Source organism: Weissella viridescens (assembly GCF_001437355.1).
GTDB lineage: Bacteria > Bacillota > Bacilli > Lactobacillales > Lactobacillaceae > Weissella > Weissella viridescens.
In genome coordinates this window covers 111,749-135,102 of the sequence record NZ_JQBM01000001.1, presented here as the reverse complement: position 1 = coordinate 135,102, position 23,354 = coordinate 111,749, and the positions used below count along the sequence as shown (strand labels likewise).

Sequence of the window (23,354 nt, the reverse complement as noted above, 5' to 3'; positions counted from 1 at the left end):
TTGTTTATGGCTTTAAGCGGTTCATAGTACGTGGGAATGGAATTGCTTCACGAATATGTTCTTCCCCGGTGACCCATGTAACCATACGTTCTAGTCCCAAACCGAAACCAGAGTGTGGCACAGCACCGTACTTACGCAAGTCGAGATACCATTGGTAGTCATCAACATTAAGCCCCATATCCTTGATACGTTCTTCAAGATAATCGTAGTCTGTATCACGTTCAGAACCACCTATGATTTCACCATAACCTTCAGGTGCTAATAGATCAGCAGAAATAACGATATCATCACGCTCTTCATCGCGCTTCATGTAGAAGGCTTTAATTTCTTTAGGGAAATTAGTGATGAAGACAGGTTTGTTGAAATGATTTGCCAAGAAAGTTTCTTCAGGTGAACCAAAATCAACACCCCATTCAACGTCAAAGTCGTTTTCCTTAAGTAGTGTAATGGCATCATCATATGAGACACGTGGATATGGTAATTGCGTGTAACTCTTTAGAAGGTCTTTATCACGTCCTAAGAGATCAAGTTCATATTGGTTACGATCCAAAACAGCTTGAATCAAGTAAGCAATATAACGTTCTTGAACTTCAAGTGATTCATCTTGGTGCATCCAAGCCATTTCAGGTTCGATCATCCAGAATTCAGTCAAATGACGACGCGTCTTAGACTTTTCAGCTCGGAAAGTTGGTCCAAAAGTAAAGACCTTTCCGAAAGCCATGGCCCCTGCTTCTGCATATAATTGACCAGTTTGTGACAAATAAGCATCTGTATCGAAGTATTCAGTATGGAAAAGCTCAGTAGTTCCTTCAGGAGCAGAACTTGTTAACAAAGGTGAGTCAATCTTAATGAAGCCTTCCTTGTTGAAGAATTCGTAAGTTGCTGCAATCAAAGTGTTACGAATTCGAAGTACAGCAAATGGTTGGATGTGGCGAAGGTAAAGGTGACGGTGATCCATCAAAAAATCAGTTCCGTGTTCCTTTGGTGTAATTGGGTAACCTTCAGATTCTCCAACGACAGTGACGTCTTCGACATCCATTTCATAACCAAAGTCAGAACGGTCATCTTGACGAATTGTTCCAACTAAGTACATGCTCGTTTCTTGCGTTAATGCCTTAACTTTGGCGAAAATATCTTCTCCAACTGCTTCCTTAGCGACAACACCTTGAAAGAAACCTGTTCCATCACGTAGTTGCAAGAATTGCATTTTATTTGAACCACGCTTATTACGCAACCAAGCGCCTAAACGTACTTTTTGTCCAACAAAATGTGGTGCATCCTCAATGCGAATCGTTTCCATAACTTTAGCTCCTTGTGGCAATTTTTTTAGAAGTTCTGAACGGAACGCAAAACCTTACCGTCCTTAAATTGATATGTCATAAAATTTAAATTATCACGGTTATCGATAAAGGTAACGTCCCAGGCAGGCACACCTTCGTAGGTGGCTAGCCCAAGTGACGTTATCTTTTTAACCGGATAATTATTTTTGACCGTTTGTTGAATATCTTTAGCACTTAAACCATCAGCCATTTTAACGGTTGTTAGTTTATTTGATCCCTTGCGATTAATCACTCCGACTGTTTGATTATCTTTGTTTTTTCCGGTCACAGAATAATAAGTATGTGATCGTGAAACACGATAAAAATGATCGACATATTTAATTTTTTGGGCTTTTTGTGCCTTATGTGTGATTTGTGATTTAGCATCAGCTCTTGGTTGATTAACGGTCATAAAGTAACCGAAAACTAAGATAATAATCACAAGAATCACAGCAATAATTGTATAGCGTCGACGACGTTGTTGCCGACGACGTCTTTGAGGTGCCAGACGCATCTCCATAATAAGCCCCTCCTATTGATCATACATTTGGTATGACTCATCTTATCTTACTTTATCAAAAAAAGTAGCGAGATTAAAGCCCTTCTCGAGATAATTTTAGTCCAAATGATGCTGTTTTTCATCATGTTGCTTAAAAAATTGTGCGAGTTCAGGTCCAACAGCTTGGCTTGCACGCACAACTTGCGGCATCGTTTTAGGTAACATGTTGCGCAGCGTCTTTCCATAAGGCTTTTCAAGCATGCGCACGTCGAGCATGACAACAGCCCCATAATCCGTGGGAGTTCGAATTAAACGACCAACGCCTTGACGCAGTCTAAGCACTGCTTTGGGTAGTGTGCTTTGGTAGAATGGTTGACGTCCTTGAGCACGTAGGAAGGCTTCTTCAGCTTTTTGAGGAATGGAATTAGGTTGATCAAATGGTAGTCGTGTAATAATGACCAAACGTAATTGCTCAGCAGGTAAATCAACGCCTTCCCAAAAACTATTCGCACCTAGTGTAATAATGCCTTGTTCATTTTGCATGCGTTTTAGAATACGGCCATGCGACCCAGTTATCCCTTGAACCAAAATGGTTAATTGATTTTTATTAGCGACATTCATTTTTTGCAGTTGTTGATAAACTTGCTGAATAGTTTCTAGGGAATTAAATAAAATCAATGTATTTTCATGAACATGCTCTAAAATATCAGCAATGGTTCGGCTTAGATAATCAACATAACCTGAGTCTGTTGGATTTACGGCATCGTTAACCAAAATAAATTCACTTTGGTTGGCATAATCAAATACATCGTTAAAGGTATGAACCTCGGCAGTACTACGATCGATGTTTAAACGATCATAGAGATAGTTTGATTTATTAGACGTAAACAATGTGGCGCCAATCAGAGTGACTGGCATGAAGTGTGGATAAACACGTGTTTTGAAGTAATCAACGGTGTGTAATAATCCGCCACTGAGCTTCAAATGTTGCCCTTCTTGATCAAGATTTTGTGTTAACCAAAATACGCTTGCCTCAGGGAACTCAACTAGATCCTGTTGGAAAACAGTTAAGCTGTGTTCGGAGTTGGCAATTAAATTTAAACAACGTCGAAAATCAGCAATTGTTTGACGTTCATCCACGGAAAAAACGTGTTTGAGCTGGCTAAATTCATCAAGAAAATCATTTAAGCATGTTTGTAAATCGGCAATGCCTTGATGAATTTTTTGAACACGTCCGGCTTGTTCAACCCAGAATTGCGCTAGTTCATGCAAGTCGACTGGGAAGTCATGTACCCCAGATCCGAGGACCTCCTTTTGGTTTAACAGAAAACGACGATACAATTTTGTTTCAAGTTGTGGGATTTCAGCTTGCAATTGATGAATACTTTCAAGAAAACGATTCTTCAATTTTCGACCACCCGGTATCCGAGTGAGAATAGTTTGAATATTGACGTTTGCAGAACGATCAAATAAGAACTGCGCCTCGTTTACATCATCGAACCAACGGTTAAAGTTTAGTTGGCGACGGCTTTGTTGCACCACAGCATCTGGTAAATGTTGCGGTTCATCAATGACCAAATAAGCTGCATCATTTTTGGGACCTAATTTGTGAGCATAACTCGCCAAGTAAGCATGATTGACGACTAAGAATTGTGATTCTTGGGCAATAATATGCTGTCGCTCACTAAACTCATGTCCATAAAAGGCTGAACCAGTTGGATTGTTGGCGGGTTGTGACAATTTGTTCATAAATTCGGTCTGTGGATTGATGAGATTAAGTTCATCGAAATCACCAGTTAGCGTTTCTGTTAACCAAACTAAAATCTGCGCTTTAATAAACTGTAAAGCAGCAGACCCCTCATCAACATTCAGTGAACGTTTGAAACTTTGTAAATTCAAATAATGGGTCTGCCCCTTCAAACTTACCGCACGAACTTCAAATGGTAGAATCGCATTTAGTTGTTGATTGATTACCTGAACCACTTGGTTCTGTAACGTAATTGTTGGCACTGAAACAACCACTTGTTTACGATTCTTTTGCGCTAAGTAAGCATAAGGTAACGTATACCCCAAGGTTTTTCCCATTCCAGTTGGCGCCTCAATGACTAATGCATCTGTACCTGGTGCCTTTTGACTGAGATCGTTATCGGCTTGGTCATAGTGATGATCAACAAAGTTCATTAATTTTGCTTGCTCATCCCGATAAGTGAGTGTATCGCCAAATAATTGTTTCTTTTGGCTCGGTTTAGCTGGATAAGTCACATTCTGGTCATCGACTAAGGGTGCCGGAGCTGAGAAACGGCGAATGGCTAAACCGTCAATTACCTGTAAATTATGAGCTAAAGGCTGTGGTTTTTCTCGATTGAGACGAAGTGCATCCACTAGGACTTGCTTGCTTTGTCGGGGTAATACCAAAGGTAAATCAGTCAGGGACTGGAGTGTTACCATCGGCAAACTTTGGGCACGATTTAAAATACTAATGAATAATTCTGCGGTGGTTGCAGCATCGCTATCAGCTTGGTGTGGATGTTCATGAAGAATTCCTAGATATTTTGCAATATCTACAAGTCGATATCCCGGCGCTGTTGGCCATAAGAGTTGGCTAAGTGGTACGGTATCAATTGCGTCGGAATCCAACGGTGTAATGCCCAGACGTGAAAATTCAATATTCAAAAAAGGCAGATCAAAATTAACATTGTGCGCCACAAAAATTGTCCCCTGTAACATAGCATGAATTGTTTGGGCGACCTCTTCAAAATATGGGGCATGCTTAACCATGCCATTCGTAATACCCGTTAATTGGGTGATATGACGCGGAATATTGGTTCCGGGATTAATCATTGTTGAGAATTGATTAATAATTGTTTTATTTTGTACAAATGCAATTGCAATTTGTATGATATGCCCATCATCTTGTGATGTCTTGGTTGTCTCTAGATCAACAACAGCATATATGTCTTTTTTTTGCATCTTTCGATCACAACCTTGTCTAATTTCTTACCTTATTATAGCATGTTTGCTTTAGATTTTGATAATCAGGCTGTGATATCACAAAACGCAACGAACTTTTGACATGCTAAGGTTGATTTATGGCATATTCAATTCATTTTTGTTAGAATTTACAAGTATGAATTATTTTAACTATAGAAATAAAATATAAATTAAGTAGATTGGTGGTTTAAATATGGAAAGTCAAAGCACTGGAACCAGTCATGCCAAAGTGATTCTCATTGGGGATCACTCGGTTGTCTATGGCCAACCAGCAATCGCGGTACCCCTTCCCGACCTAGCAATGACCGCAAAATTAATGGCACGTCAAGCTGGTCAAATGGTAATTACACCCAATTACCAAGGTCCGATGGATGAAATGGGCGAAGTTTATGAAGGCATTCGACAACTCATTACGCGTCTTTTACGACATTTTGACGCAACAAATATGCCATTTTTATTAGCAATCACATCAACGATTCCCCAGGAACGTGGCATGGGATCATCTGCTGCATCAGCCATTGCGATAATTCGTGCTTTTTTTAATTATTTCGATGCACCACTATCTCAAACGGAACTGCAACAATGGGCTAATATTGAAGAAGCAGTAACCCATGGCTCACCATCCGGTTTAGACGCAGCGACGTGTGCGAGTGATGTGCCGGTTTGGTTTATCAAAAAAGAGACGACGCAGACTCTTGAAATGACCTTGGAAGGCTATCTGATTATTGCGGATACTGGTGTCCGTGGTCAAACTGGTCTGGCAGTTTCAGTTGTTCGTGAACAATTTGATGCTAATCCAACACAAACAAACGGCCATATCTCTGCATTAGGCAAGATTGCTGAAAATATTCGTGATGGGTTGAAGCAAGGCGACACAACGGCCATCGGACAATCAATGACTGAAGCCCACCAACATTTACAAGAGCTTGGGGTATCACACCCTAGCCTAGATCGATTAGTGACAGCAGCCAATCAAGCAGGTGCACTAGGTGCTAAGTTGACCGGTGGTGGTGTCGGCGGTGCTATGTTGGCCTTAGCCAATACAAAAGAGCATGCCGATAACGTGATTCATGCACTTGAACAAGCTGGCGCACAAGAAGTTTGGGTTCAACATTATACACGGAGGTAGCGTCTATGCAAGCATATACAGCCAGAGCACATACGAACATTGCACTCCTTAAATATTGGGGTAAAGCAAATCAAACAGAGATTATTCCCACAACTACCTCAATCTCCCTCACGCTCGATGAATTTTATACAGATACAACGGTCCAATTTGATGAAACATTAACTGAAGATCAAGTGTCTTTAAATGGACAAGCATTGACGGGAAATTCTGGTGAGAAAATTACACGATTTTTAGATGATGTTCGGTCGATGGCTAACATTTCCGCAAAGGCATCTGTAAAATCGACCAACCATGTCCCGACAGCTGCCGGGCTTGCCTCGTCTGCTTCTGCTTTCGCTGCACTTGCAGGTGCTGCCAGTTCAGCAGCTGGCCTTGAATTATCAAAAACGGAATTAAGTCGGTTAGCACGCCGAGGTTCAGGATCTGCTTCACGTTCCATTTACGGAGGATTTGTTGAGTGGATGCGTGGTGTTGATGATCAGACCTCGTTTGCTATACCGTTAACCGAACAAGTCGATTGGGATATTCAATTATTGACGGTCGTCATCAATGATCAACCTAAAAAAATTGATTCACGTGGTGGTATGCAACATACCATGGCCACCTCTCCCTTTTACCAAGAATGGGTCGATAACACGAATGCACTAACTGTACCAATGGAAAACGCAATTGCGGCGCATGATTTCACAACGCTCGGACAAATGGCAGAAGCGAATGCGCTTCAAATGCACGCTACAAATACCACGGCTTGTCCCCCATTTAACTATTTGACTGATGCTTCTTGGGACGTCATCCAACTTGCTGCGCAATTACGACAAACTGGAATTGAAGTCTATGCAACAATGGATGCAGGGCCAAATGTTAAATTAATTTCAAAATCTACTGATACAGACCAAATTCAAGCCCAACTACAACAACTCATGCCTAACATCACGACGGTTGTGGCTACACCTGGACCAGGACTTAAAATTGTTAAAGGAGATAGCATATGATCACGCGTGTAAAGGCGCCGGGGAAATTATATTTAGCCGGAGAATATGCCATTACTCTACCGGGACAGGCAAGTATTATTTTTGCAGTCAATCGCTATATGTCTGTGACCATTACAGATACTGACGATGCCCAACCAACACTAACCCTTGCTAGTGATCAACTAGGTCACAAAACAATTAGTTTGGACGTTCTGGAACAAGAAGCATTAGATGATGCTTGGAATTTAACGACTAAAACGCTTCAAGTCATGGCAATATGGTTAAATGAGCATCAGCAAGAACTATCCGGTTTATCCATTGACTTAGCGAGTGACCTAGATCAATACGGTAAGAAGATTGGTTTAGGTTCGTCAGCGGCAACTGTGGTTGCCTTAATTAAAGGATTGGCGCAACACTACCAACTTGCTTTGTCCCCACTTGAATTATTTAAGATGAGTGCTATTATTCTAAGCTCGTTACCTAGTTTTAAAGTGGGCTCTATGGGTGATGTGGCAGCGGCTAGCTTTGAAAATGTGATTTTCTATAGTCGGTTTGATAATCTATGGCTTGAAGAGAAGTTAACTGATGCTACGTGTCAATTATCTGAACTCATTGCAATGGATTGGCCTAAGCTAGATATTCATGAGATTACCTTTCCGGCTAGTTGGCGCTTGGTCGTTGGTTGGACTGGTCAACCCGCATACACGCAACAATTACTCACGATTAATGCAAAAGTTGCCCGTATTTATAAGGAACGGTTGGGCAGCAAGACAACCCCACTCATTAGATTATTGGAGAAAAATATCCAACAAGCTGATTATATTGCGTTCCGAACTAATTTACGGCTGAATCAACGAGCTCTGATAAAATTCGCTGAATTTATGCATATCAACTATGTTACGCCAAAGCTACGTGAATTATTGAGTTCAGCATATCGTCGTGGTATTGCAGCAAAGATTTCAGGGGCTGGTAACGGTGATAACGGATTGGCCATTGTACAAGATGAAGCTGCTGAAGTCGCTTTAAAAGAAGCATGGCAAGCACGTGGTATTACCCCGCTTCAATTAGAAATCGCAACCCCAGAGACATAGGAGGCTTTATGACAGAATCAGGACAAGCCCATCGTAAAAATGAACATTTAGCTTTAGCTGAATCAAATTTCCGCCGTACCCCACCCACTTCTTCACTTAATGATATTCGGATCATTCATCGTCCGATGCCAGAAATAAGTATGACAGAAGTCGATTTGCGTATGTCAAATATGGACTTCAATTGGCAATATCCATTTTATATTGAGGCGATGACTGGTGGTAGTGAAAAGACAGGTGAGATTAATCAACAATTGGCTGTTGCTGCACGTGAAACCGGATTAGCAATGGCTGTTGGATCAGAAAGTATTGCCATTAAGGAACCTGCTCAAGCGACTAGTTTTCAAATTGCACGAGAAGTCAATCCAGATGGTTTCTTAATGGCAAATATCGGTGCTGGACACTCTGCCGCAAATGCCCAGCGAGCAGTTGACTTAATTCACGCAGATGCGCTGGAGGTTCACGTTAACGCCGCTCAAGAAACGGTCATGCCTGAAGGCGATGAATCTTTTTATTGGAAAGATAATATTAAAGAGATTGTTGAGTATGTTAAGGTTCCCGTCATTGTTAAAGAAGTTGGTTTTGGTATGGATGCTCAAAGTATTAATGAACTAGCAGAAATGGGTGTTCAATATGTTAATATTGGTGGGCGTTCAGGCACCAATTTCGCACAGATTGAAGACCGCCGTAATCGAGAAGCCCCAGAGCAATATTCTTTCTTATATGATTGGGGTCAAACAACCGCTGAATCACTTCTTGAAGCACAGAATGCAACTGATGCAATTAACGTTTTCGCAACTGGTGGCATTCAATCTCCCCTTGATATCTTAAAGGCGCAGATTATGGGAGCCCAAGCAGTTGGTATTGCTGGGCATTTCCTTCACACACTATTAACAACAGATGTTGATGGTTTAATTGACGAAATCACGCGTTGGCAAAAGCAGCTAACCGAATTATATGCGTTAGTTGGTGCACGCAAAGCGAGCGATTTAGTCAATGTGCCATATATCTTATCCCCTGAATTGAAAAATTATAATGATCAACGTTAAAAAAGCTAACCTACCTAGGTTAGCTTTTTTAATATCTAATGACTTTGTAAAAACTTTTATAAAAAAACATTAATAATTATTGAGAAATCACAGCGAAAGGTAAATTTTATTGTGGTTTAGTCACAAGTCCCCTATTCACGACAGAATTTCGATAAGATGAGCGTATGAGAAATGCAGTGACTGAAAGTATTCGTCAACAAACCGACGAACAAATTATTGATGCGACGTTAACTTTGTTGCAAAGCCAATCCTATGACCAACTGGCGGTGACCGAAATAACCCGCGAGGCAGGCGTGTCACGGATGGCTTTCTATCGCCATTTTGGTACAAAGGAAGCAGTAATTGATACAATTGTTGAACAGCTGAACAGTGAGTTTAAAGTAGACGTTGAACATTTACCATTGACGAGTGAAGCAATCGCTAAAGCCTTTTTCGGGTTTATTAAGTCAAATGGGATGATTATCGCCGTATTGTTGAATGCTGGTCTACGTGAACAGTTCTATCCACCCCTTCGTGATATTTTGCAAGAGCTATATGTGGCCTTATATAGTCAAGATCGTGTAGCCGACCATAAGCCTGTCCAATCAATTGATTATGTGGCTGATTTTACAGCTTCTGGAATGCTGGCTCTGGCTATTCGTTGGATTGCAACAGGTATGCATGAATCGGTTGCCGAGATGTCAAAATTAGCACAACAAATGACTGAGGCAAATCGCTAAAAAAGAAGATACCACTTATACTGTGGTATCTTCTTTTTTTAGACATTTTCTTTAATCCAGTTGGCAACATCTGCAGGATTTAAACGTTGTCCATTTCCAATATGGCTAACTTGCTGACCATTCTTGAAAAGTACAAAGACAGGAATTCCGCGGAGGCCATTTTCATCAGCAATAGCAATGTTTTCATCACGATCTGCATCAATCCAGTTAGCCCCAGTTTCTTCTACAAGGTCTTTGAATTGTTGTACAAAGGGTTTGATAGCTTTACAATCACCACACCAAGATGTTTGTAAGAAGAGTACCAGTTCATCATTTGAAGCAATTGCTTCACGTATTTCAACATCGGAATGCTGTTTTGGTTCGTAAAATTCCATAATCTAAATCCTCCATCATATTGTAATTACCATCATTATACATCCTTACATAAAATAAGTAAAATAAAAAGGAAGTCTCAATCAGATGAGGCTTCCTTTTTTTAGGATGTTATTTTTTTGCATCTTCGTCATCTGGTTTTGCATGCTTTTTTGCATTGCGCGCACGATTTTCAGCCCGTAATTGAGCTTCAGTCTTCTTAGGAATATCCGAATCAGTCTGAGCTGCTGCCTGTTCTTGTTGCGCGTTCTGAGCATCTTGAATGGCTTTGGCAAAACGGTTTGTTGGTTCCGCTGCCGGTGCGAGATTACCAGCTAAGGCATCATCAGCGACATCTTTCACTTCAAACGTATTTCCAATATGCTTACGAATACGTGGACGCCACATTGTAATGATTAATTGTTGGAAAATCATCACAATCGCCCCGACACTAAAGTAAAGTGCAATTCCACCATTGGTAAACCAAGTGGTGAACAACATCATCAATGGCATCATGAACATCATTGAACGCATCGTCTTCTTTTGATCTTCTGGAATACCAATGGTTGAAAGGTATGACTGTAAGAAGTACAAAGCTGCGGTGAAAAATGCAAGCATTGGACTCTTGTCTGTTAATGAAATACCGTAGAAACTGGCCCCAACCAAATCCTTTGAGTGTTGGATGGCTGAATAAAGACCAGTAAAAATGGGCATTTGAATCAACATAATTGAAAAGTTAATACCACCAAACATTGAAACGCCATTTTCGCGGTAAACAGCCATCATGGCTTGCGAAGCACGCATCTGCTCGTCTCGTGTTTTGGCATTCTTTTGAGCATCTTGAATTTTTGATAATTGTGGTTGAAGCAAGCGCATCTTTTCTTGTTGCACTGTTGCAGCATGCTGTTGTTGTACCATGAAAGGCATTAGAACAAGACGCACAAACAAAGTCAACATTACGATTGACCAACCAACAGCGTTAGCTCCACCAATTGCATGTTGAGCCCATTCCATAAAGGACGTCAATGGTCCTTGCAAAATATTGATATTACCAGTTACCAATAATCCTAATAATAGAATCACTAGAATTGGCGTTAAATGTTTAATTTTCATTTGAAGCAGTTTCCTCACGAGTTTTATATTTAACTAACTCATTATATCACACCCGCAAGACTTGTAAATAAGGCTAAATCAGCAAAAAGACCATCGCTCTACTATATGAGTAGCGATGGTCTTCAGTATCGTTTATAACTTACCGTGTTTACGCTCGGCATGACTGTAAAGTAGCCATGCTAAGAAAGCAAAGAAAATTGGTCCTACAATGGTCCAAAATGCATTTGCATAATCACCAGTCGTGATCAATGGAATAATCGTCATGACCATTGATGTAATAATCAAGGCTTCAACAATGATTGTGGCAAACCATGTAACCCGCTTTGATTTAAAGAAAACAAACGGATGATTGACGTTTGTTAGTTTCTTGAAAATTGGGAAAGCAGCAACCAAAAAGACGTATGGCAAAGTTGAAGAAACATTTCCCATGTTTGTCAAAATTTGGTAAAGTTCAGCAGCATTGCTACCACCAAATGAGATTCCAAGAATAAAGAGAATGACCAAGCCTACTTGCAACCAGACTGCAACCGTTGGGACCCCTGCCTTGTTCAAACGAATCACTGACTTTGGCCAAACTTCCTTAGGTGATCCTAAGATGAATGACTTAAGTGGTGAATATGTTAGTACGAAGAATGAACCAAGGTAGGCCATGAACATTGAAAGTCCGGCAAATCGCGCAAACCATGCCCCTAACGTAAGTGAAGCAGTATGTGAAAAGCCAACGGCAGAACCAAATTCCACCCCTAAATTATTCATCAAGATGTAAGTTACATTACCTAGATTGGCATTTGACATATTTGACAAATTCAACCAGTTAGTCGTAACACCCCAGAATAAGATTGATAAGGCATACCCGAAAGCAATCACGATGGTTGCGATAAAGACAGCCTTTGGATAAGTCTTTTCGGCATCATCGATATCTTCCATCATCCCACCTAATTGTTCCATGCCGGCATAGGCAAAGACTGCATACAAAGCAAATGAAATTAACTGCATAGGTGATTGGAAAGCTGGATTCTCTGGCACGATAAATGACTTGGCAACGATTGGTTCAGCAAATTGACCATGATGCGCAATCAAAACGATAATTGATGCGATAATCAAAATGACGTTCATTGCCATGACAAAGATTCCACCAATTGATGAAATCTTGGAAATTGACTGCACACCACGTGTAACGAAGAATGCAACGACAATGACGAAGGCAATTGCTAATAGTCCAACAGTCTTGGTACTTGATAGTCCAAAAATTGACCAACTTTGGGTCATGTCATGACCAGCAAAGATAGTTGAAAATGGAATCCAAACCTTTTGGGCGACCGAAATCATCCATACAACCCAGGCAGCAAGTCCCACGAAAGTTGCGATAAACGCAGTCTTTTTCCCAAGGGCCCCTTCCATCCATGTGTAAATACCACCTTTAGAATCCTTATAAGCAGATCCGAATTCGGCATACATCATTGAGGTTGGTAGAAAGAAGAATAGTGCACCCAGCACATACCAGATAATGGCCGCGTAACCTGTTTGCATATATGCAACGGGTCCATTAGCAAAGCCAAAAATCGTTGAAAAGATCATCAACACGAGGGCTGATAAACCAATCTTCTTTTTATTCATTTTTTTGCTCCAATCCAAATATAATTACATAAATATACAGTGGTTAATTCTACACTGTTCTGATTTGTGAAACAATTAAAAGGATAAACCCTTCATGAAGGGTTTATCCTTTTATCATAAGCTCACGTATTCTTAATTTACGAATTGAATTTATTCATAATAGCACCAATATCTTTGAGCAATAAGGTTTGCGTGCCATCAGGATTATTCACAAATTCTACTTTAGACTTATCTTGATAGATGTCGATGGGAATTGTGATCTCAATCCCTGAATCCAGTTTGAAGCGTTGGACTTGGTACTTTTTTTCATATTTTGCAGCATTCGGAATGTCAATTGATTCATCGAGTGATTGTTCTTTTGTGATTTCCTGGTATGCAGTTTGTGCAGACATATTACCTGCAAACACCGCATCCCCGATATCTGAAACCTTAATCGCCCCTTCTTTTTCTTGAAGGTTTTTAAAAATAGCATTTTGCGTGGTTGATAAAGCTTCATGTTCTGGAACGTCAAATTTGTCGGCGACATGTTTTACCGCATTTTTAATGGTCTTAATATTATCTCTGGCTGAGGTTTCTGGATCGATTTCCAAGAAATTTTGAGAGAAATAATTGATGCGATGACCATCAATTAAGTATTGCTTCTCAACTAATTGAAAACTACCTGTCATTAGGTTAATAATAATGCCTTCTTGAGCTGTTTGTGTTGGATCCGGTAAGATTGAACGATTAAGTACAAGTTTGTTGACAAGGTCATCACCTTCATAGTCAATCGTATGTGTGTAGTGTGGCACTAAATTCAGCTTTAACATGGCAAAATAGTCATCGGTGCCATTGGCATATTCGACACAGAGCAAATCTCCAGCTGGTACGTTTTCTGCTGGAGCGACAATACTAAAAAGCTTATCGGCTAATGCAGTCGTTTTTTCAACAAAATTGTCAGGATTATCATCACTAATCATCTTGGCAATGTAATCAGAGTCATTTAACTCACCAGGCTTATAATCGCCACTCTCAAATTTTGTTAAAATGCCTTTTAAATATTCGTGAATTTGGATGTTTGAGATATCCATCTCACTTTGAGAAGCAATTAAATTACCCGCATCCTTATCTAGAATGTGTAGAATCGCGTGTTTAATAATCATAAAACGTACTTCTTCCTTTACATGAAAATAAAAACGATGTTGAAATGGTGGTATCCAATCATTTCAGCATCGTTTTCATCGTGTTTCGTTAGTCTGTTTCTTCTTGGATTGGTAATGTAACACGGAAAATAGTTCCTTGACCTAGTGCGGATTCGAGGGCAATTGTGCCCCCATAACCTTCAACAAGCTTTTGCGCAATACTTAAGCCTAGGCCATTTCCACCTTGTTTACGTGAACGTGCCTTATCAACACGATAAAATCGGTCAAAAACATGTTGTGCATCTTCGGAGCTAATCCCTTCACCAAAGTCTTGAATCGCAACTTCAAGGTTTGATCCAGATTTAGAGGCCGAGAAGTGAATTTCCTTTCGATCTTGACTATATTTCACGCTGTTGTCAGTTAAAATAATCAAAATTTGTTCGAAATGGTCACGACTCATGTTTAGCCAAGTGGCACTCTTCAACGTATCATCTAGGACAAATTTAAAGTCCGGATAGATCAGTTCATAGTTGTGATACACACTGTTAATGACTTCCTTTGCATCGGTGTGACCATCTTTAAAGGTTAATTCAACTTGGTCAGCACGGGTCAAATCAAGCATTTCTTGAACGAGTCCCTGCATACGTTGCATTTCCTTGAGTGAGGCTTGGATAGATTCATCTAAAATCTTAGGGTCATCTTTCCCCCATCGATTAAGTAACTCCATATGGCCCTTTACAATGGCAACAGGTGTACGTAGTTCGTGTGAAACATCCTCCACGAAGCGTTGCTGTTGTGTGATGAAACGTTGCATACGATCAAGCATGCTGTTCAAAACATCTGCTAATTCCGACAGTTCGTCAGGGTGGCGTGTTTCAACTTTAACACGCTCGGGCAAGTTGGGATCTTTTTGAATGCGATCGGCAACTTTGGTCATGTCTTGAATTGGCAACAGGAAGTAACCTGATAACCAATATGTCCATAACCCTAGCAACATCAATCCCAGAATAATTGAGACAACAATAATTGAAAAGACTTGCGTGAATGTTTTGTGATAAGACACGAGTCTATTTTCAACAACTAAGTAACCAGTTGCATGGCCATCTCGATTTACTAAGGGTTGACGACCAATCATTTGTTTTGAATGATTGACTTTTTCCAGTGAGATTGTTGATTTTTTGACAGGTTTATATGCAACATTGGTTGGCTTTTCAGGGTACACCTGCTTCCCGTGATTATCATAAATAATCAAATCATAGTCAGAACGAGCAATTTCGTGAATGACAGGGTCGTTAACGACTGAATTAAAATCAGCCTGATTCGGACGAAGCACATTATCAATATCTGTTGAATTTAATTGGCGATCTGATTCACGTTCCAGCCTTCTAGCCACAGTTGTCATTGAGCGATTAACATCATCGCTTTCCGTGTTAAGCATTCGGTTTGAGAAAGCTTGGACCAAAAACCAAGCAAAGACAACAAACACCAAAAAAACACCAACTAGCGATCCAACAGTCCACTTCCATTTCAGCGAAATGGGCTTAGGTGTTGATGCTTGTTTGTTTTTGGATTTTGCATTATCCATGTTGATTCCCCCACCTTACTATTGACGCATGACATATCCTGTCCCACGAACAGTTTGGATGTACGAAGCGCGTGAATCTGGTTGGTCAATCTTGTTACGTAGGTAACGAATGTAAACATCCACAACATTTGTTTCGATATCAGCGTCGTAACCCCAAACCTTTTTCAAAAGTTCTTCACGAGATTGTACAACATTAATGTTTTCCATCAAGATTAGCAATAATTCATATTCACGCTTTGTCAAATTGATAATTTCATTACCACGGCGTGCAATTCGGTTTTCTTTTTCAACCGTTAAGTCGCGGTAACGGACAACACTTTGATGTGAGCTGTGTTCTTCTGTTTCAATATTGATACGACGCAATAGTGATCGAACACGTGCTAGCAATTCTTCAATAGCGAATGGCTTAACAACGTAGTCATCAGCACCGTAGTCTAACCCAGAAACGCGGTCAATTACTGAATCACGTGCGGTCATCATAATAATAGGTGTGTTTTTAACTTCACGTAAACGACGGGCAACTTCAAGTCCGCTTAATTCAGGCAACATCAAATCCAAGAGGATCAAGTCATAGTCATTATTCATGGCTTCATCTAATCCATCGCGACCATTGTCAGCGACATGGGTTTCGTAGCCTTCGTGTTGCAATTCTAGCTCAACAAAACGTGCCAAATTTTCTTCGTCTTCAACGATAAGGATATTACTCATATGTGCGTACCTATCTTTCTTCTTAATTTAAAAGGCGATCTTTTGATCTGTTATTTCTAATTTATTTGTTATAAATAAATGGTAACACAGTCTTCTCATTTTTCCTATTGAAAACCTGTGATTTCGGCATTTTTGTTGAAATTATTGGGCGCGTTTACGGTTTTGATAATAGAAAATTAAAATTGTGAATGGTAAAACCAGTACAACACCCAGAACTGAATAAAGTAAGGACAACATTGACGTGGTAAATAGTTTTGTATTGATTATCTCAGATAGACTGTAATTTAAGCGCGTGAACAAGAGTGAAAGACTTAAGAAGTCTGCCAAGTAACCAAATAAAACGGTGTTAACGGCAGTACCAACAATCTCATGCCCTAAATTTTGACCAGCTTTGGCCAGTGTTGGTAAATCAAATGTTGCTTGATCTGCTTTCAATTCGCTTAACCCAGCAGCAATAGCAACGGCCGCTTCGGCAATAGCGCCTAAAGTTGCTAACAAAGCCGCACAAATACCCAGAGTGGTAAATGGCACACTAATGCCTAAGGACAACCCTTCTAGCTCCTCACTATTTTCAACGGAAAAACCACCTGACAAAGCTAAGTGTTCAATTGGCACTATTAGGGCAAGTAAGATAATCATGACAATAAAGCTCACAGCCAAGGCTAAGCTTGTCGCATCTTCATCAATACCAGTACTAATAACCGTAATGGTTAAAATTACCCCACCGCCAATTAGCAGTACCCAAAATGGGTTGAAGGAAAAGCTGATTAGTGTAATCACGGTGGCCAAAACCAAAAAATTAATCCATAGGCTCACAAATGCGCCAAGGCCACGGGATCCGCCAATAAGGATCATTAAAACAAACAAAATTATTGCTAAAGCTAAAGTCACGTTCATTTGTCATTTTCCCCTTTCCGTAGCGTAAAGAGTTTAAAGCAGAGTAATCCGATGGGTACAGTTAGGACAATGCCAATAGCGCTAATCAACGTTTGAATCATTCCAATGGATAAATTACTGATATAAGTGAATGACCAATTATTACCATTTCTGAGAAACAGAACAGCCATGGGGAGTTGTTCGGCAATAAAAATAAGGAAAAGCACATTATTAAGTGCACCAAATATTTCTCCACCCATATTCCGTCCGGCTTTAATCAATTCACCATTCGAAATGTCGGGACGTTCTCGTTTTAATGAAAAAAGTGTTGCAGTCATATCAGTTGCTTCATCCATCACTGCTCCTAGGACCCCGACTAAAGTCATTGCCATGAAAAGCGTCTCTGGATTTTCAGTAACAAATTCCATGTGCTCATAATAAACACCTTGATTATGCAAAATCGTAAAAATCAAGGCACTCAGACTCAAGGTCACAAGACTTGTTGCAAGTACGGTCGTAATGATGACCCAGGTTTGCCGTGAACGAAAGCCCATTAATAATCCGAGGGTTAAGATCGTTGTTAAAATAGAAAAGAAAATAAATAAGACGAAAACATTGCTATGTGGTATTTGCGTATTGAGCCAGATGAAAAAAATAAACAACCCCACATTCATGAACAATGTAAGTAACATTAGCCGACCATGGCGACCAGTTAAAATAAGCATAGCACCTAAAACAAAGACCGCCAGTGGCATCCAAAGCATATCATGCCGAGCATTTTTGATTGACCACTGGCCGTGTCCATCATGTGTTAGAAACAATTGTTGACCAGGTCTAACAGGTTCATTTAATGCATAGGATGTGTCGTAGCTATTCGTAAGTTTGATCGTCTCGTGCGTTTGTTTCGTATTTAGAAAAGTGGCAGTAATTTTTTGTGAGTACGTTTTTACACGGTTACCGTATTGGTCAGATTCAGCGCCAGTTTTATGTGTCTTAACCTGACTCACCCGGACGAGTGGATCGTGGTACATCGCGCCATTGAAAGAAAAAAAGCATGCCACGCTAATAACTAGTACGAAAAGTGCTAGCCAAGCGTGCCATGTTTTTTTTCAAATATGATTTTAAAATTTGCATTATTATTGTACCCGCTTATTTTCACCAGACATCAGCACTTCTTCAGATAAGAAACGAATGCGTTGCATAATTCGAGCGGCCTTCATAGGTTCATTACCAGCTTTGGTCGTTCCTAAATGTTCTTTTTCAAGTTGGTCCATTGAAAAGTTAGATGTAAAGAAAGTCGGTAATTCATTTTGCATGCGATATTCCAAAATGACACCTAAGACATCATCACGTAACCAGGCTGTTAGTGATTCAGCACCAATATCATCTAAGACGAGAATGGTAGCCTTTTGTAGCGTTTCTAATCGCTTCTGGTTTACCTCATTATCTGAGTTAAATCCATTACGTAGTTCAACCGCAAAACTTGGAAAATGTACGAGCGTTACCGGAACATCATATTCAGCTAATTCGTTAGCCATTGCGCCCATGAGATGGGTTTTACCAACACCATATGGTCCATGTAGATAAAGACCACGGTGATATTCTGTAGGACTTTCAAGGTATTCAGTAATAAAGCTAATGATTTTTGTCACAGCTTTACTTTGATCTGCACTAATGTTTGAAAAATCATCCATGGTTGCACGAGTGATCAATTTAGGCATCTGAATCGCATGAACGAGATTCTCACGTGCTTGTTGTTTTTGAGCCTGGACAGTTGCCCGACTCGGCTGATATAAGACAGTAATTTGCCCATCAATGAAATCTAATACAGGTTCGTAACCACGATGTACGGATTCGTCATCAGATTTCTGCTTCTGCGTATAAAATTCGTACAAATTAGCAAAGTCGCGGTGGACGATGTCGCGATTTAGTTCATCGGCGTGTGCAGTAAAGAAGGCTTGAATATCAGAATCAGCAAATACTTTTTTTTGCACTTCAGCATAACGTGCATTTAAATGGTTTTCTTGCATGCTTTTACGCATGGCTTGGCCGACGTCGAGGGGTTGATTAAAATCAGATTCGGTCATGACTTACGATCCTCCTGTTTACGTTTTGCACGAAGTGCGGCAAGTTGACGGGATGCAGCGGCCTGTTCTTCAGCCGTAGCAGCCTCCACCTTTTGATTTTTCCAATCTGGTGGTGTTTCATTCTTCATTGGCTGTTGGTTACGATAACGTGTTTTATTGGTATTTTGTGCCTCAGCACGTTTCTTTTTACGTTCTTGTAGATATTTTATCGCACCTGTTGCGTTTTGAATACCAGCCTGACTCCAATCATTTACAATGGTTTGCATGAGATTACGGCTGATTGTTGAGCGTCCTTCAACCACTGTCAGTTCATATAAAATAACATTAATGACTTCATTTGGTAGACGATTCAATTGCGCTGTATCTTGAAGAACCTTCAACTCGCTGTCAGTGATGAAACCACCCTTTGCTTGGCGTAAAGCTTTTAAATAGGCAACCGGTGCCGTATTTTTTACTTGTTCCAAAAAGACTTGTGCTGGATTTTGAGGCTGGTCTTGTTTTTCGCTGGTTGCAGTTGCGTCTTGTTCGGCAATTGTGTTTTGTAACGGGTCCGAAACGGGTTGACGTTGGTTAGCTAGCGTTTGTTGCTTTAAGTTATTACGCAAACGTGGCATATCAATTTCATGATTGGGTGTCAAACTTTGTTGGATTTGACGAACCAATGTCACATCATCTAACCCATATAATTCCTTTTCAACTAGTAAGGCCGCCTCGTTAGTTTTCAAATCTCGTAAAGATACATTGAACGATTTGAGCATTTGAGCCATCAAATCAAGATTGAGTGATTTATTGGCTGCTTTAATATCCTTTTGAACTGGCGTAAGCCGATCCGGTTTGGTTACTGGCGACTTCATTTGCTTGAATGAATCCGCCCCAATTAAATCAAAGAATGAAGCCGTGACATTTTTCCCTGGAATTGCGGGTTGCTCTGGTAAAGTATCTGCAATCAGCTGGTTCAAGGTATCCTCACCCAAGTAATGTGCCAATAAACTGGCTAAAGTGTCATCAGACAAGAAGGCCCGCGTTGACATGGGTTCAAGCATTTCATAAACCCACTGTGTCTTCATGGTTAAATCTTGTTGAAAGGTCTTCATCAAACCGATGCCTTCTAGGCGACCACGAGCATCTAAAAAAGAATGGTGGGTTAACCCTGCTTGGTCAAGGAGCTCAGTATGAACAAATGTCCGTGTATCGTTATGTGGATAGCATGCTAAGGTCATGTACAACGTGAATGCTTCATGACCAATAATTGGCAAATAAACTTGAGTGAGTGCTTGAATATCAGGCAATGTCAGAGCCGTGTCACTGATGACACGATAGTGTTGTTGTAATGAAAATTCTCCCATAGACTAACTCCTTTCTGCGATTGTTTGATTAATTTGGTCAATCATCTGATCGACTTGTTTGTATGTTTCAGCTGGCGTGCCATTATTTTGAATCACGTAATCTGCACTAGCTTTTTTTTCATCAAGCGGCATTTGTGATTGAATGCGCGCCATGGCTTCGGATTCAGTTAACGCGTTACGTTGCATCAATCTTTTGAGTTGCGTGTGCTCGGTGGTGACAACAACAGCAACGGCATCATAAGTTAAGCGTTGTTCATTTTCAAAAAGTAATGGGATGTCTAGGACAACGAGTGCAGTCCCCGCAGATTCTAATTCCAGCATTTGTGCTTCAAAAGCACTAAAAATACGTGGATGTGTTAAATCATCTAATTTTTGACGCGCCTGGTCATCATTAAACACAAGTGCACCAAGTTTTTGCCGATTCAGACTGCCGTCATCATTGATATAGTCATCCCCAAAAACATCAGCAATCTCTGTCAAAATGGGTTGGTTTGGACCCATGATTTGATGCGCAATGTCATCGGCATCTAGAACAGGAAGCCCCTTTTTTTCTTTAAGGTACTTTGAAACGGTTGATTTTCCTGTGGCAATACCACCAGTTAAGCCTAATCTAAACATGATTAATCCTTTTCAACTTGACAATGTGGGCAGAAAGTAGTGCCACGTTGGGCAACCTTTATTTTTTCTAAAGTTGTGCCACAGCGTAAACATGGCTCTCCAACGCGCCCGTACACTTCTAATTCATTTTGGAATTCCCCTGCCTCACCAAAGACATTCGTAAAACTATGAACAGTTGTCCCATGGTGCTTAATGGAACGATCCATTTCGTTAATAATATTTTCACGGAGCACTTTAATCTCGTCATCGGACAGTGCGTCAGTGTGTGTTTTAGGATGGATTTTACTCTGCCAAAGCGTCTCATCAGCATAAATATTACCTATACCGGCGATGTGACTTTGATCCAGCAAGAAAGGTTTGATGCGCCCATGCGACTTATTAAAGATTTCTTTCATATACGCAAAGGTCAAATCTTTTTCTGTTGGTTCTGGCCCTAATGTTGAAAGGCCAGGAACTTGACCAAGTTCTGAATTTTTAACTAAGGTCATGCGACCGAATTTACGGGTATCACGATAGAGTAAGTCAACTTTTTCATCAAGGTGGAAAGTTACCAAATCATGCTTACCTGGTTCAGTTCCAGCGGGAACCGTGTAGTAGGCCCCTTCCATGCGAAGGTGTGACACCATCGTCATGTCACCAGATAGTCGGAATAAGAGGTACTTACCACGCCGATCAACTGTTTCAATTTTACGCCCAGTTAATTCAGCATCGAATTCTTCTGGGGTCATGTTTGAGACCGTTTTTGGCCAACGGACTTCAGTTCCTAGGATCGTATGTCCTTTAACGAGCCGATTAAGACCTCGGCGGACAGTTTCAACTTCTGGTAGTTCGGGCATGTGGTGCTCCTTCCCTTGATGTGACAGTGTTTGTTGTTCATAGGGTTAGCTTTTAGGCTAACCCTTTTGTCAATTTACAATTGCTATCTGAACTTGTTCTTGTAACTTCTAATTATAGTTCATTTTCGGTTAAAGATAAATTAAAAAGAACCTGGTTAAGAAACTATGTCATAAAAGGGATTTTTTTGGATACGATCACAGTCTTAAGATTGCTTGCTGTTATGAAAAAACTTTGAACCTGATTTGGATTCTGCTGTTTGAGTTTCTTCTTCTAAAAGTGTTGCCAATTACAATCATTCGTTCAATATTTTAAGTGAACTGAGCTACTCCTGGACGCAATTTTGGCATAAAAAAAGAACCGTTTTAGGACATATTCAGGTCCATATATGAATAATCAGTACGTATTCATCCGTGCAAGTACCATTATTTTGCCACTTTTTCTAAAGCCTCTTGTTGTGCTAATGTTTCATAATATAATGTATCGTGGACTCTTTCCATAACGAGACCTTTTGGGCACGGCTCACCTGTGCCGTGGATGTCAAATCCAAATGCAACTGTCGCATCTGTATAGCCATCGTACCAAACGTTGAAGGTTGAGTAATTTTTAAAATAGATTGTAACGTCATATGCACTTATTTCTACACTTGTAGCCAGGTCAAAGGATTCTGGAAAAGTTTCTAAAGAAACATCATAACCATTTTTGTTAATCGTTCCAAATAACATAAAATTCATCTCTCTATCTTTGATATGACTTGATTCACAACTTATGCAATCTTTTCAAAAATAACCTTTGTACAATTAGTTGGGTAAACTGCACCACTTACTAGATATCTAAGTCATTCTTCCTAATACCTGTAACAGCTTCCATCCCCTGAGGTGTCACAACTAACTGTTTTCCAATTTTTCTTACGGATCCTGCCGGGAATTTCTCTGGGTACTTCGCCAACATTTGTCTAACATAGTTGTCCGATTTCCCCCATAACTTCGATGCTTCACCAGCGCTCATAATATCGTCGTCATCTAGATTAATTATTTACTTTTTCCCAGTTTTTCGCGTTAATTAAACCCATTTTATTCAATACGTTAAAAAATCCCGTACGCATCGAAATTTCGCGAGTTACTTTTGCACCATACTTATTATATTTCTTTACATTAATCATTCGCTCTTTTGTCATATCTCCTCTACTCAACGAAGAAGAAGTCGCCTTCAAATCTTCATTTCGTTTCCTCCTCAGTTTATGTGATATGTTAATTATATACTGAATGGTATTTAAAATAAAACTTTCTAATCTATCAAAAAGTACCAAACTTTATTTTTAAAATTTTTTCAC

23 protein-coding genes are annotated in these 23,354 nt (G+C 40.1%); 5 read left to right on the top strand and 18 right to left on the bottom strand.

The annotated features are described in order from the left end of the window. Positions 1-4: 4 nt before the first annotated feature. The 3 genes from asnS to IV50_RS00650 all read right to left on the bottom strand — a co-directional run bounded on the left by asnS (position 5) and on the right by IV50_RS00650 (position 4,788). Positions 5-1,300, bottom strand: coding sequence for an asparagine--tRNA ligase (gene asnS / locus IV50_RS00660; RefSeq protein ID WP_057743598.1), 1,296 nt, complete (start codon positions 1,298-1,300; stop codon positions 5-7). A 26-nt stretch (positions 1,301-1,326) separates the two neighbouring features. After that, positions 1,327-1,839, bottom strand: a complete 513-nt coding sequence (locus tag IV50_RS00655; RefSeq protein WP_057743595.1) for a cell wall elongation regulator TseB-like domain-containing protein — start codon at positions 1,837-1,839, stop codon at positions 1,327-1,329. A 96-nt stretch (positions 1,840-1,935) separates the two neighbouring features. Then, on the bottom strand, positions 1,936-4,788 hold the full coding sequence (locus tag IV50_RS00650) for a helicase C-terminal domain-containing protein (protein ID WP_057743592.1): 2,853 nt from the start codon (positions 4,786-4,788) through the stop codon (positions 1,936-1,938). 214 nt (positions 4,789-5,002) lie between these two features. Here IV50_RS00650 and mvk point away from each other — a divergent pair, with 214 nt between their 5' ends. From mvk to IV50_RS00625, 5 genes are all read left to right on the top strand, one after another. Beyond that, positions 5,003-5,938 (top strand): mevalonate kinase, encoded by a 936-nt coding sequence (gene mvk, locus IV50_RS00645; protein ID WP_057743590.1) that lies wholly within the window; start codon positions 5,003-5,005, stop codon positions 5,936-5,938. 5 nt (positions 5,939-5,943) lie between these two features. Then, positions 5,944-6,930, top strand: coding sequence for a diphosphomevalonate decarboxylase (gene mvaD, locus IV50_RS00640; RefSeq protein ID WP_057743587.1), 987 nt, complete (start codon positions 5,944-5,946; stop codon positions 6,928-6,930). Next, positions 6,927-8,000: a phosphomevalonate kinase gene (locus IV50_RS00635; protein ID WP_057743586.1), complete on the top strand. Its 1,074-nt coding sequence runs from the start codon at positions 6,927-6,929 to the stop codon at positions 7,998-8,000. Before mvaD ends, IV50_RS00635 begins: the two co-directional genes overlap by 4 nt. A gap of 8 nt (positions 8,001-8,008) precedes the next feature. Then, on the top strand, positions 8,009-9,046 hold the full coding sequence (gene fni / locus IV50_RS00630) for a type 2 isopentenyl-diphosphate Delta-isomerase (RefSeq protein ID WP_057743583.1): 1,038 nt from the start codon (positions 8,009-8,011) through the stop codon (positions 9,044-9,046). Positions 9,047-9,222: 176 nt separating this feature from the next. Then, positions 9,223-9,765 carry a TetR/AcrR family transcriptional regulator gene (locus IV50_RS00625; RefSeq protein ID WP_227067110.1) on the top strand — a complete coding sequence of 181 codons (543 nt, stop codon included), beginning with the start codon at positions 9,223-9,225 and terminating at the stop codon, positions 9,763-9,765. A 38-nt stretch (positions 9,766-9,803) separates the two neighbouring features. Here the strand turns inward: IV50_RS00625 and IV50_RS00620 are convergent, their stop codons facing one another. The 15 genes from IV50_RS00620 to IV50_RS07790 all read right to left on the bottom strand — a co-directional run bounded on the left by IV50_RS00620 (position 9,804) and on the right by IV50_RS07790 (position 23,198). Continuing rightward, positions 9,804-10,139, bottom strand: coding sequence for a thioredoxin family protein (locus tag IV50_RS00620; RefSeq protein ID WP_057743578.1), 336 nt, complete (start codon positions 10,137-10,139; stop codon positions 9,804-9,806). 109 nt (positions 10,140-10,248) lie between these two features. Next, entirely contained in the window at positions 10,249-11,229 is a 981-nt protein-coding gene (gene yidC / locus IV50_RS00615) for a membrane protein insertase YidC (protein ID WP_057743575.1), read from the bottom strand. A gap of 132 nt (positions 11,230-11,361) precedes the next feature. Next, entirely contained in the window at positions 11,362-12,846 is a 1,485-nt protein-coding gene (gene yjeM, locus IV50_RS00610) for a glutamate/gamma-aminobutyrate family transporter YjeM (protein WP_057743572.1), read from the bottom strand. A gap of 137 nt (positions 12,847-12,983) precedes the next feature. Further along, positions 12,984-13,988, bottom strand: coding sequence for a nucleoid-associated protein (locus IV50_RS00605; RefSeq protein WP_057743570.1), 1,005 nt, complete (start codon positions 13,986-13,988; stop codon positions 12,984-12,986). A gap of 88 nt (positions 13,989-14,076) precedes the next feature. After that, on the bottom strand, positions 14,077-15,552 hold the full coding sequence (locus IV50_RS00600; RefSeq protein ID WP_057743566.1) for a HAMP domain-containing sensor histidine kinase: 1,476 nt from the start codon (positions 15,550-15,552) through the stop codon (positions 14,077-14,079). A gap of 18 nt (positions 15,553-15,570) precedes the next feature. Then, positions 15,571-16,260 (bottom strand): response regulator transcription factor, encoded by a 690-nt coding sequence (locus IV50_RS00595; protein ID WP_057743563.1) that lies wholly within the window; start codon positions 16,258-16,260, stop codon positions 15,571-15,573. 141 nt (positions 16,261-16,401) lie between these two features. Next, positions 16,402-17,157, bottom strand: a complete 756-nt coding sequence (locus IV50_RS00590) for a YibE/F family protein (protein WP_057743560.1) — start codon at positions 17,155-17,157, stop codon at positions 16,402-16,404. Beyond that, complete coding sequence (locus IV50_RS00585; RefSeq protein ID WP_057743558.1) at positions 17,154-18,167, bottom strand: YibE/F family protein; 1,014 nt, start codon at positions 18,165-18,167, stop codon at positions 17,154-17,156. The genes IV50_RS00590 and IV50_RS00585 overlap by 4 nt, the downstream gene beginning before the upstream one ends. Positions 18,168-18,272: 105 nt before the next feature. Then, positions 18,273-19,223 carry a primosomal protein DnaI gene (gene dnaI, locus IV50_RS00580; protein ID WP_057743555.1) on the bottom strand — a complete coding sequence of 317 codons (951 nt, stop codon included), beginning with the start codon at positions 19,221-19,223 and terminating at the stop codon, positions 18,273-18,275. Next, entirely contained in the window at positions 19,220-20,569 is a 1,350-nt protein-coding gene (locus tag IV50_RS00575) for a DnaD domain protein (protein WP_057743552.1), read from the bottom strand. Before IV50_RS00575 ends, dnaI begins: the two co-directional genes overlap by 4 nt. Before the next feature lie 3 nt (positions 20,570-20,572). Then, a complete protein-coding gene (coaE, locus tag IV50_RS00570; RefSeq protein ID WP_057743548.1) occupies positions 20,573-21,187 on the bottom strand; it encodes a dephospho-CoA kinase in 615 nt (204 codons plus the stop codon). 2 nt (positions 21,188-21,189) lie between these two features. After that, on the bottom strand, positions 21,190-22,023 hold the full coding sequence (gene mutM, locus IV50_RS00565) for a bifunctional DNA-formamidopyrimidine glycosylase/DNA-(apurinic or apyrimidinic site) lyase (protein ID WP_057743545.1): 834 nt from the start codon (positions 22,021-22,023) through the stop codon (positions 21,190-21,192). Between the two features lie 423 nt (positions 22,024-22,446). Further along, positions 22,447-22,746 (bottom strand): hypothetical protein, encoded by a 300-nt coding sequence (locus tag IV50_RS00560; RefSeq protein WP_057743544.1) that lies wholly within the window; start codon positions 22,744-22,746, stop codon positions 22,447-22,449. 100 nt (positions 22,747-22,846) lie between these two features. Continuing rightward, positions 22,847-23,029: a helix-turn-helix domain-containing protein gene (locus IV50_RS07960; protein ID WP_057743541.1), complete on the bottom strand. Its 183-nt coding sequence runs from the start codon at positions 23,027-23,029 to the stop codon at positions 22,847-22,849. 19 nt (positions 23,030-23,048) lie between these two features. After that, positions 23,049-23,198 (bottom strand): hypothetical protein, encoded by a 150-nt coding sequence (locus IV50_RS07790; protein WP_156405003.1) that lies wholly within the window; start codon positions 23,196-23,198, stop codon positions 23,049-23,051. Positions 23,199-23,354 lie beyond the last annotated feature (156 nt).

Excerpts from the sequence above, each read along its gene's own strand:
- asnS (WP_057743598.1), bottom strand. The coding sequence starts at position 1,300 with ATGGAAACGATTCGCATTGAGGATGCACCACATTTTGTTGGACAAAAA.
- IV50_RS00655 (WP_057743595.1), bottom strand. The coding sequence starts at position 1,839 with ATGGAGATGCGTCTGGCACCTCAAAGACGTCGTCGGCAACAACGTCGT.
- IV50_RS00650 (WP_057743592.1), bottom strand. The coding sequence starts at position 4,788 with ATGCAAAAAAAAGACATATATGCTGTTGTTGATCTAGAGACAACCAAG.
- mvk (WP_057743590.1), top strand. The coding sequence starts at position 5,003 with ATGGAAAGTCAAAGCACTGGAACCAGTCATGCCAAAGTGATTCTCATT.
- mvaD (WP_057743587.1), top strand. The coding sequence starts at position 5,944 with ATGCAAGCATATACAGCCAGAGCACATACGAACATTGCACTCCTTAAA.
- IV50_RS00635 (WP_057743586.1), top strand. The coding sequence starts at position 6,927 with ATGATCACGCGTGTAAAGGCGCCGGGGAAATTATATTTAGCCGGAGAA.
- fni (WP_057743583.1), top strand. The coding sequence starts at position 8,009 with ATGACAGAATCAGGACAAGCCCATCGTAAAAATGAACATTTAGCTTTA.
- IV50_RS00620 (WP_057743578.1), bottom strand. The coding sequence starts at position 10,139 with ATGGAATTTTACGAACCAAAACAGCATTCCGATGTTGAAATACGTGAA.
- yidC (WP_057743575.1), bottom strand. The coding sequence starts at position 11,229 with ATGAAAATTAAACATTTAACGCCAATTCTAGTGATTCTATTATTAGGA.
- yjeM (WP_057743572.1), bottom strand. The coding sequence starts at position 12,846 with ATGAATAAAAAGAAGATTGGTTTATCAGCCCTCGTGTTGATGATCTTT.
- IV50_RS00605 (WP_057743570.1), bottom strand. The coding sequence starts at position 13,988 with ATGATTATTAAACACGCGATTCTACACATTCTAGATAAGGATGCGGGT.
- IV50_RS00600 (WP_057743566.1), bottom strand. The coding sequence starts at position 15,552 with ATGGATAATGCAAAATCCAAAAACAAACAAGCATCAACACCTAAGCCC.
- IV50_RS00595 (WP_057743563.1), bottom strand. The coding sequence starts at position 16,260 with ATGAGTAATATCCTTATCGTTGAAGACGAAGAAAATTTGGCACGTTTT.
- IV50_RS00590 (WP_057743560.1), bottom strand. The coding sequence starts at position 17,157 with ATGAACGTGACTTTAGCTTTAGCAATAATTTTGTTTGTTTTAATGATC.
- IV50_RS00585 (WP_057743558.1), bottom strand. The coding sequence starts at position 18,167 with ATGTACCACGATCCACTCGTCCGGGTGAGTCAGGTTAAGACACATAAA.
- dnaI (WP_057743555.1), bottom strand. The coding sequence starts at position 19,223 with ATGACCGAATCTGATTTTAATCAACCCCTCGACGTCGGCCAAGCCATG.
- IV50_RS00575 (WP_057743552.1), bottom strand. The coding sequence starts at position 20,569 with ATGGGAGAATTTTCATTACAACAACACTATCGTGTCATCAGTGACACG.
- coaE (WP_057743548.1), bottom strand. The coding sequence starts at position 21,187 with ATGTTTAGATTAGGCTTAACTGGTGGTATTGCCACAGGAAAATCAACC.
- mutM (WP_057743545.1), bottom strand. The coding sequence starts at position 22,023 with ATGCCCGAACTACCAGAAGTTGAAACTGTCCGCCGAGGTCTTAATCGG.
- IV50_RS00560 (WP_057743544.1), bottom strand. The coding sequence starts at position 22,746 with ATGTTATTTGGAACGATTAACAAAAATGGTTATGATGTTTCTTTAGAA.
- IV50_RS07960 (WP_057743541.1), bottom strand. The coding sequence starts at position 23,029 with ATGAGCGCTGGTGAAGCATCGAAGTTATGGGGGAAATCGGACAACTAT.
- IV50_RS07790 (WP_156405003.1), bottom strand. The coding sequence starts at position 23,198 with ATGACAAAAGAGCGAATGATTAATGTAAAGAAATATAATAAGTATGGT.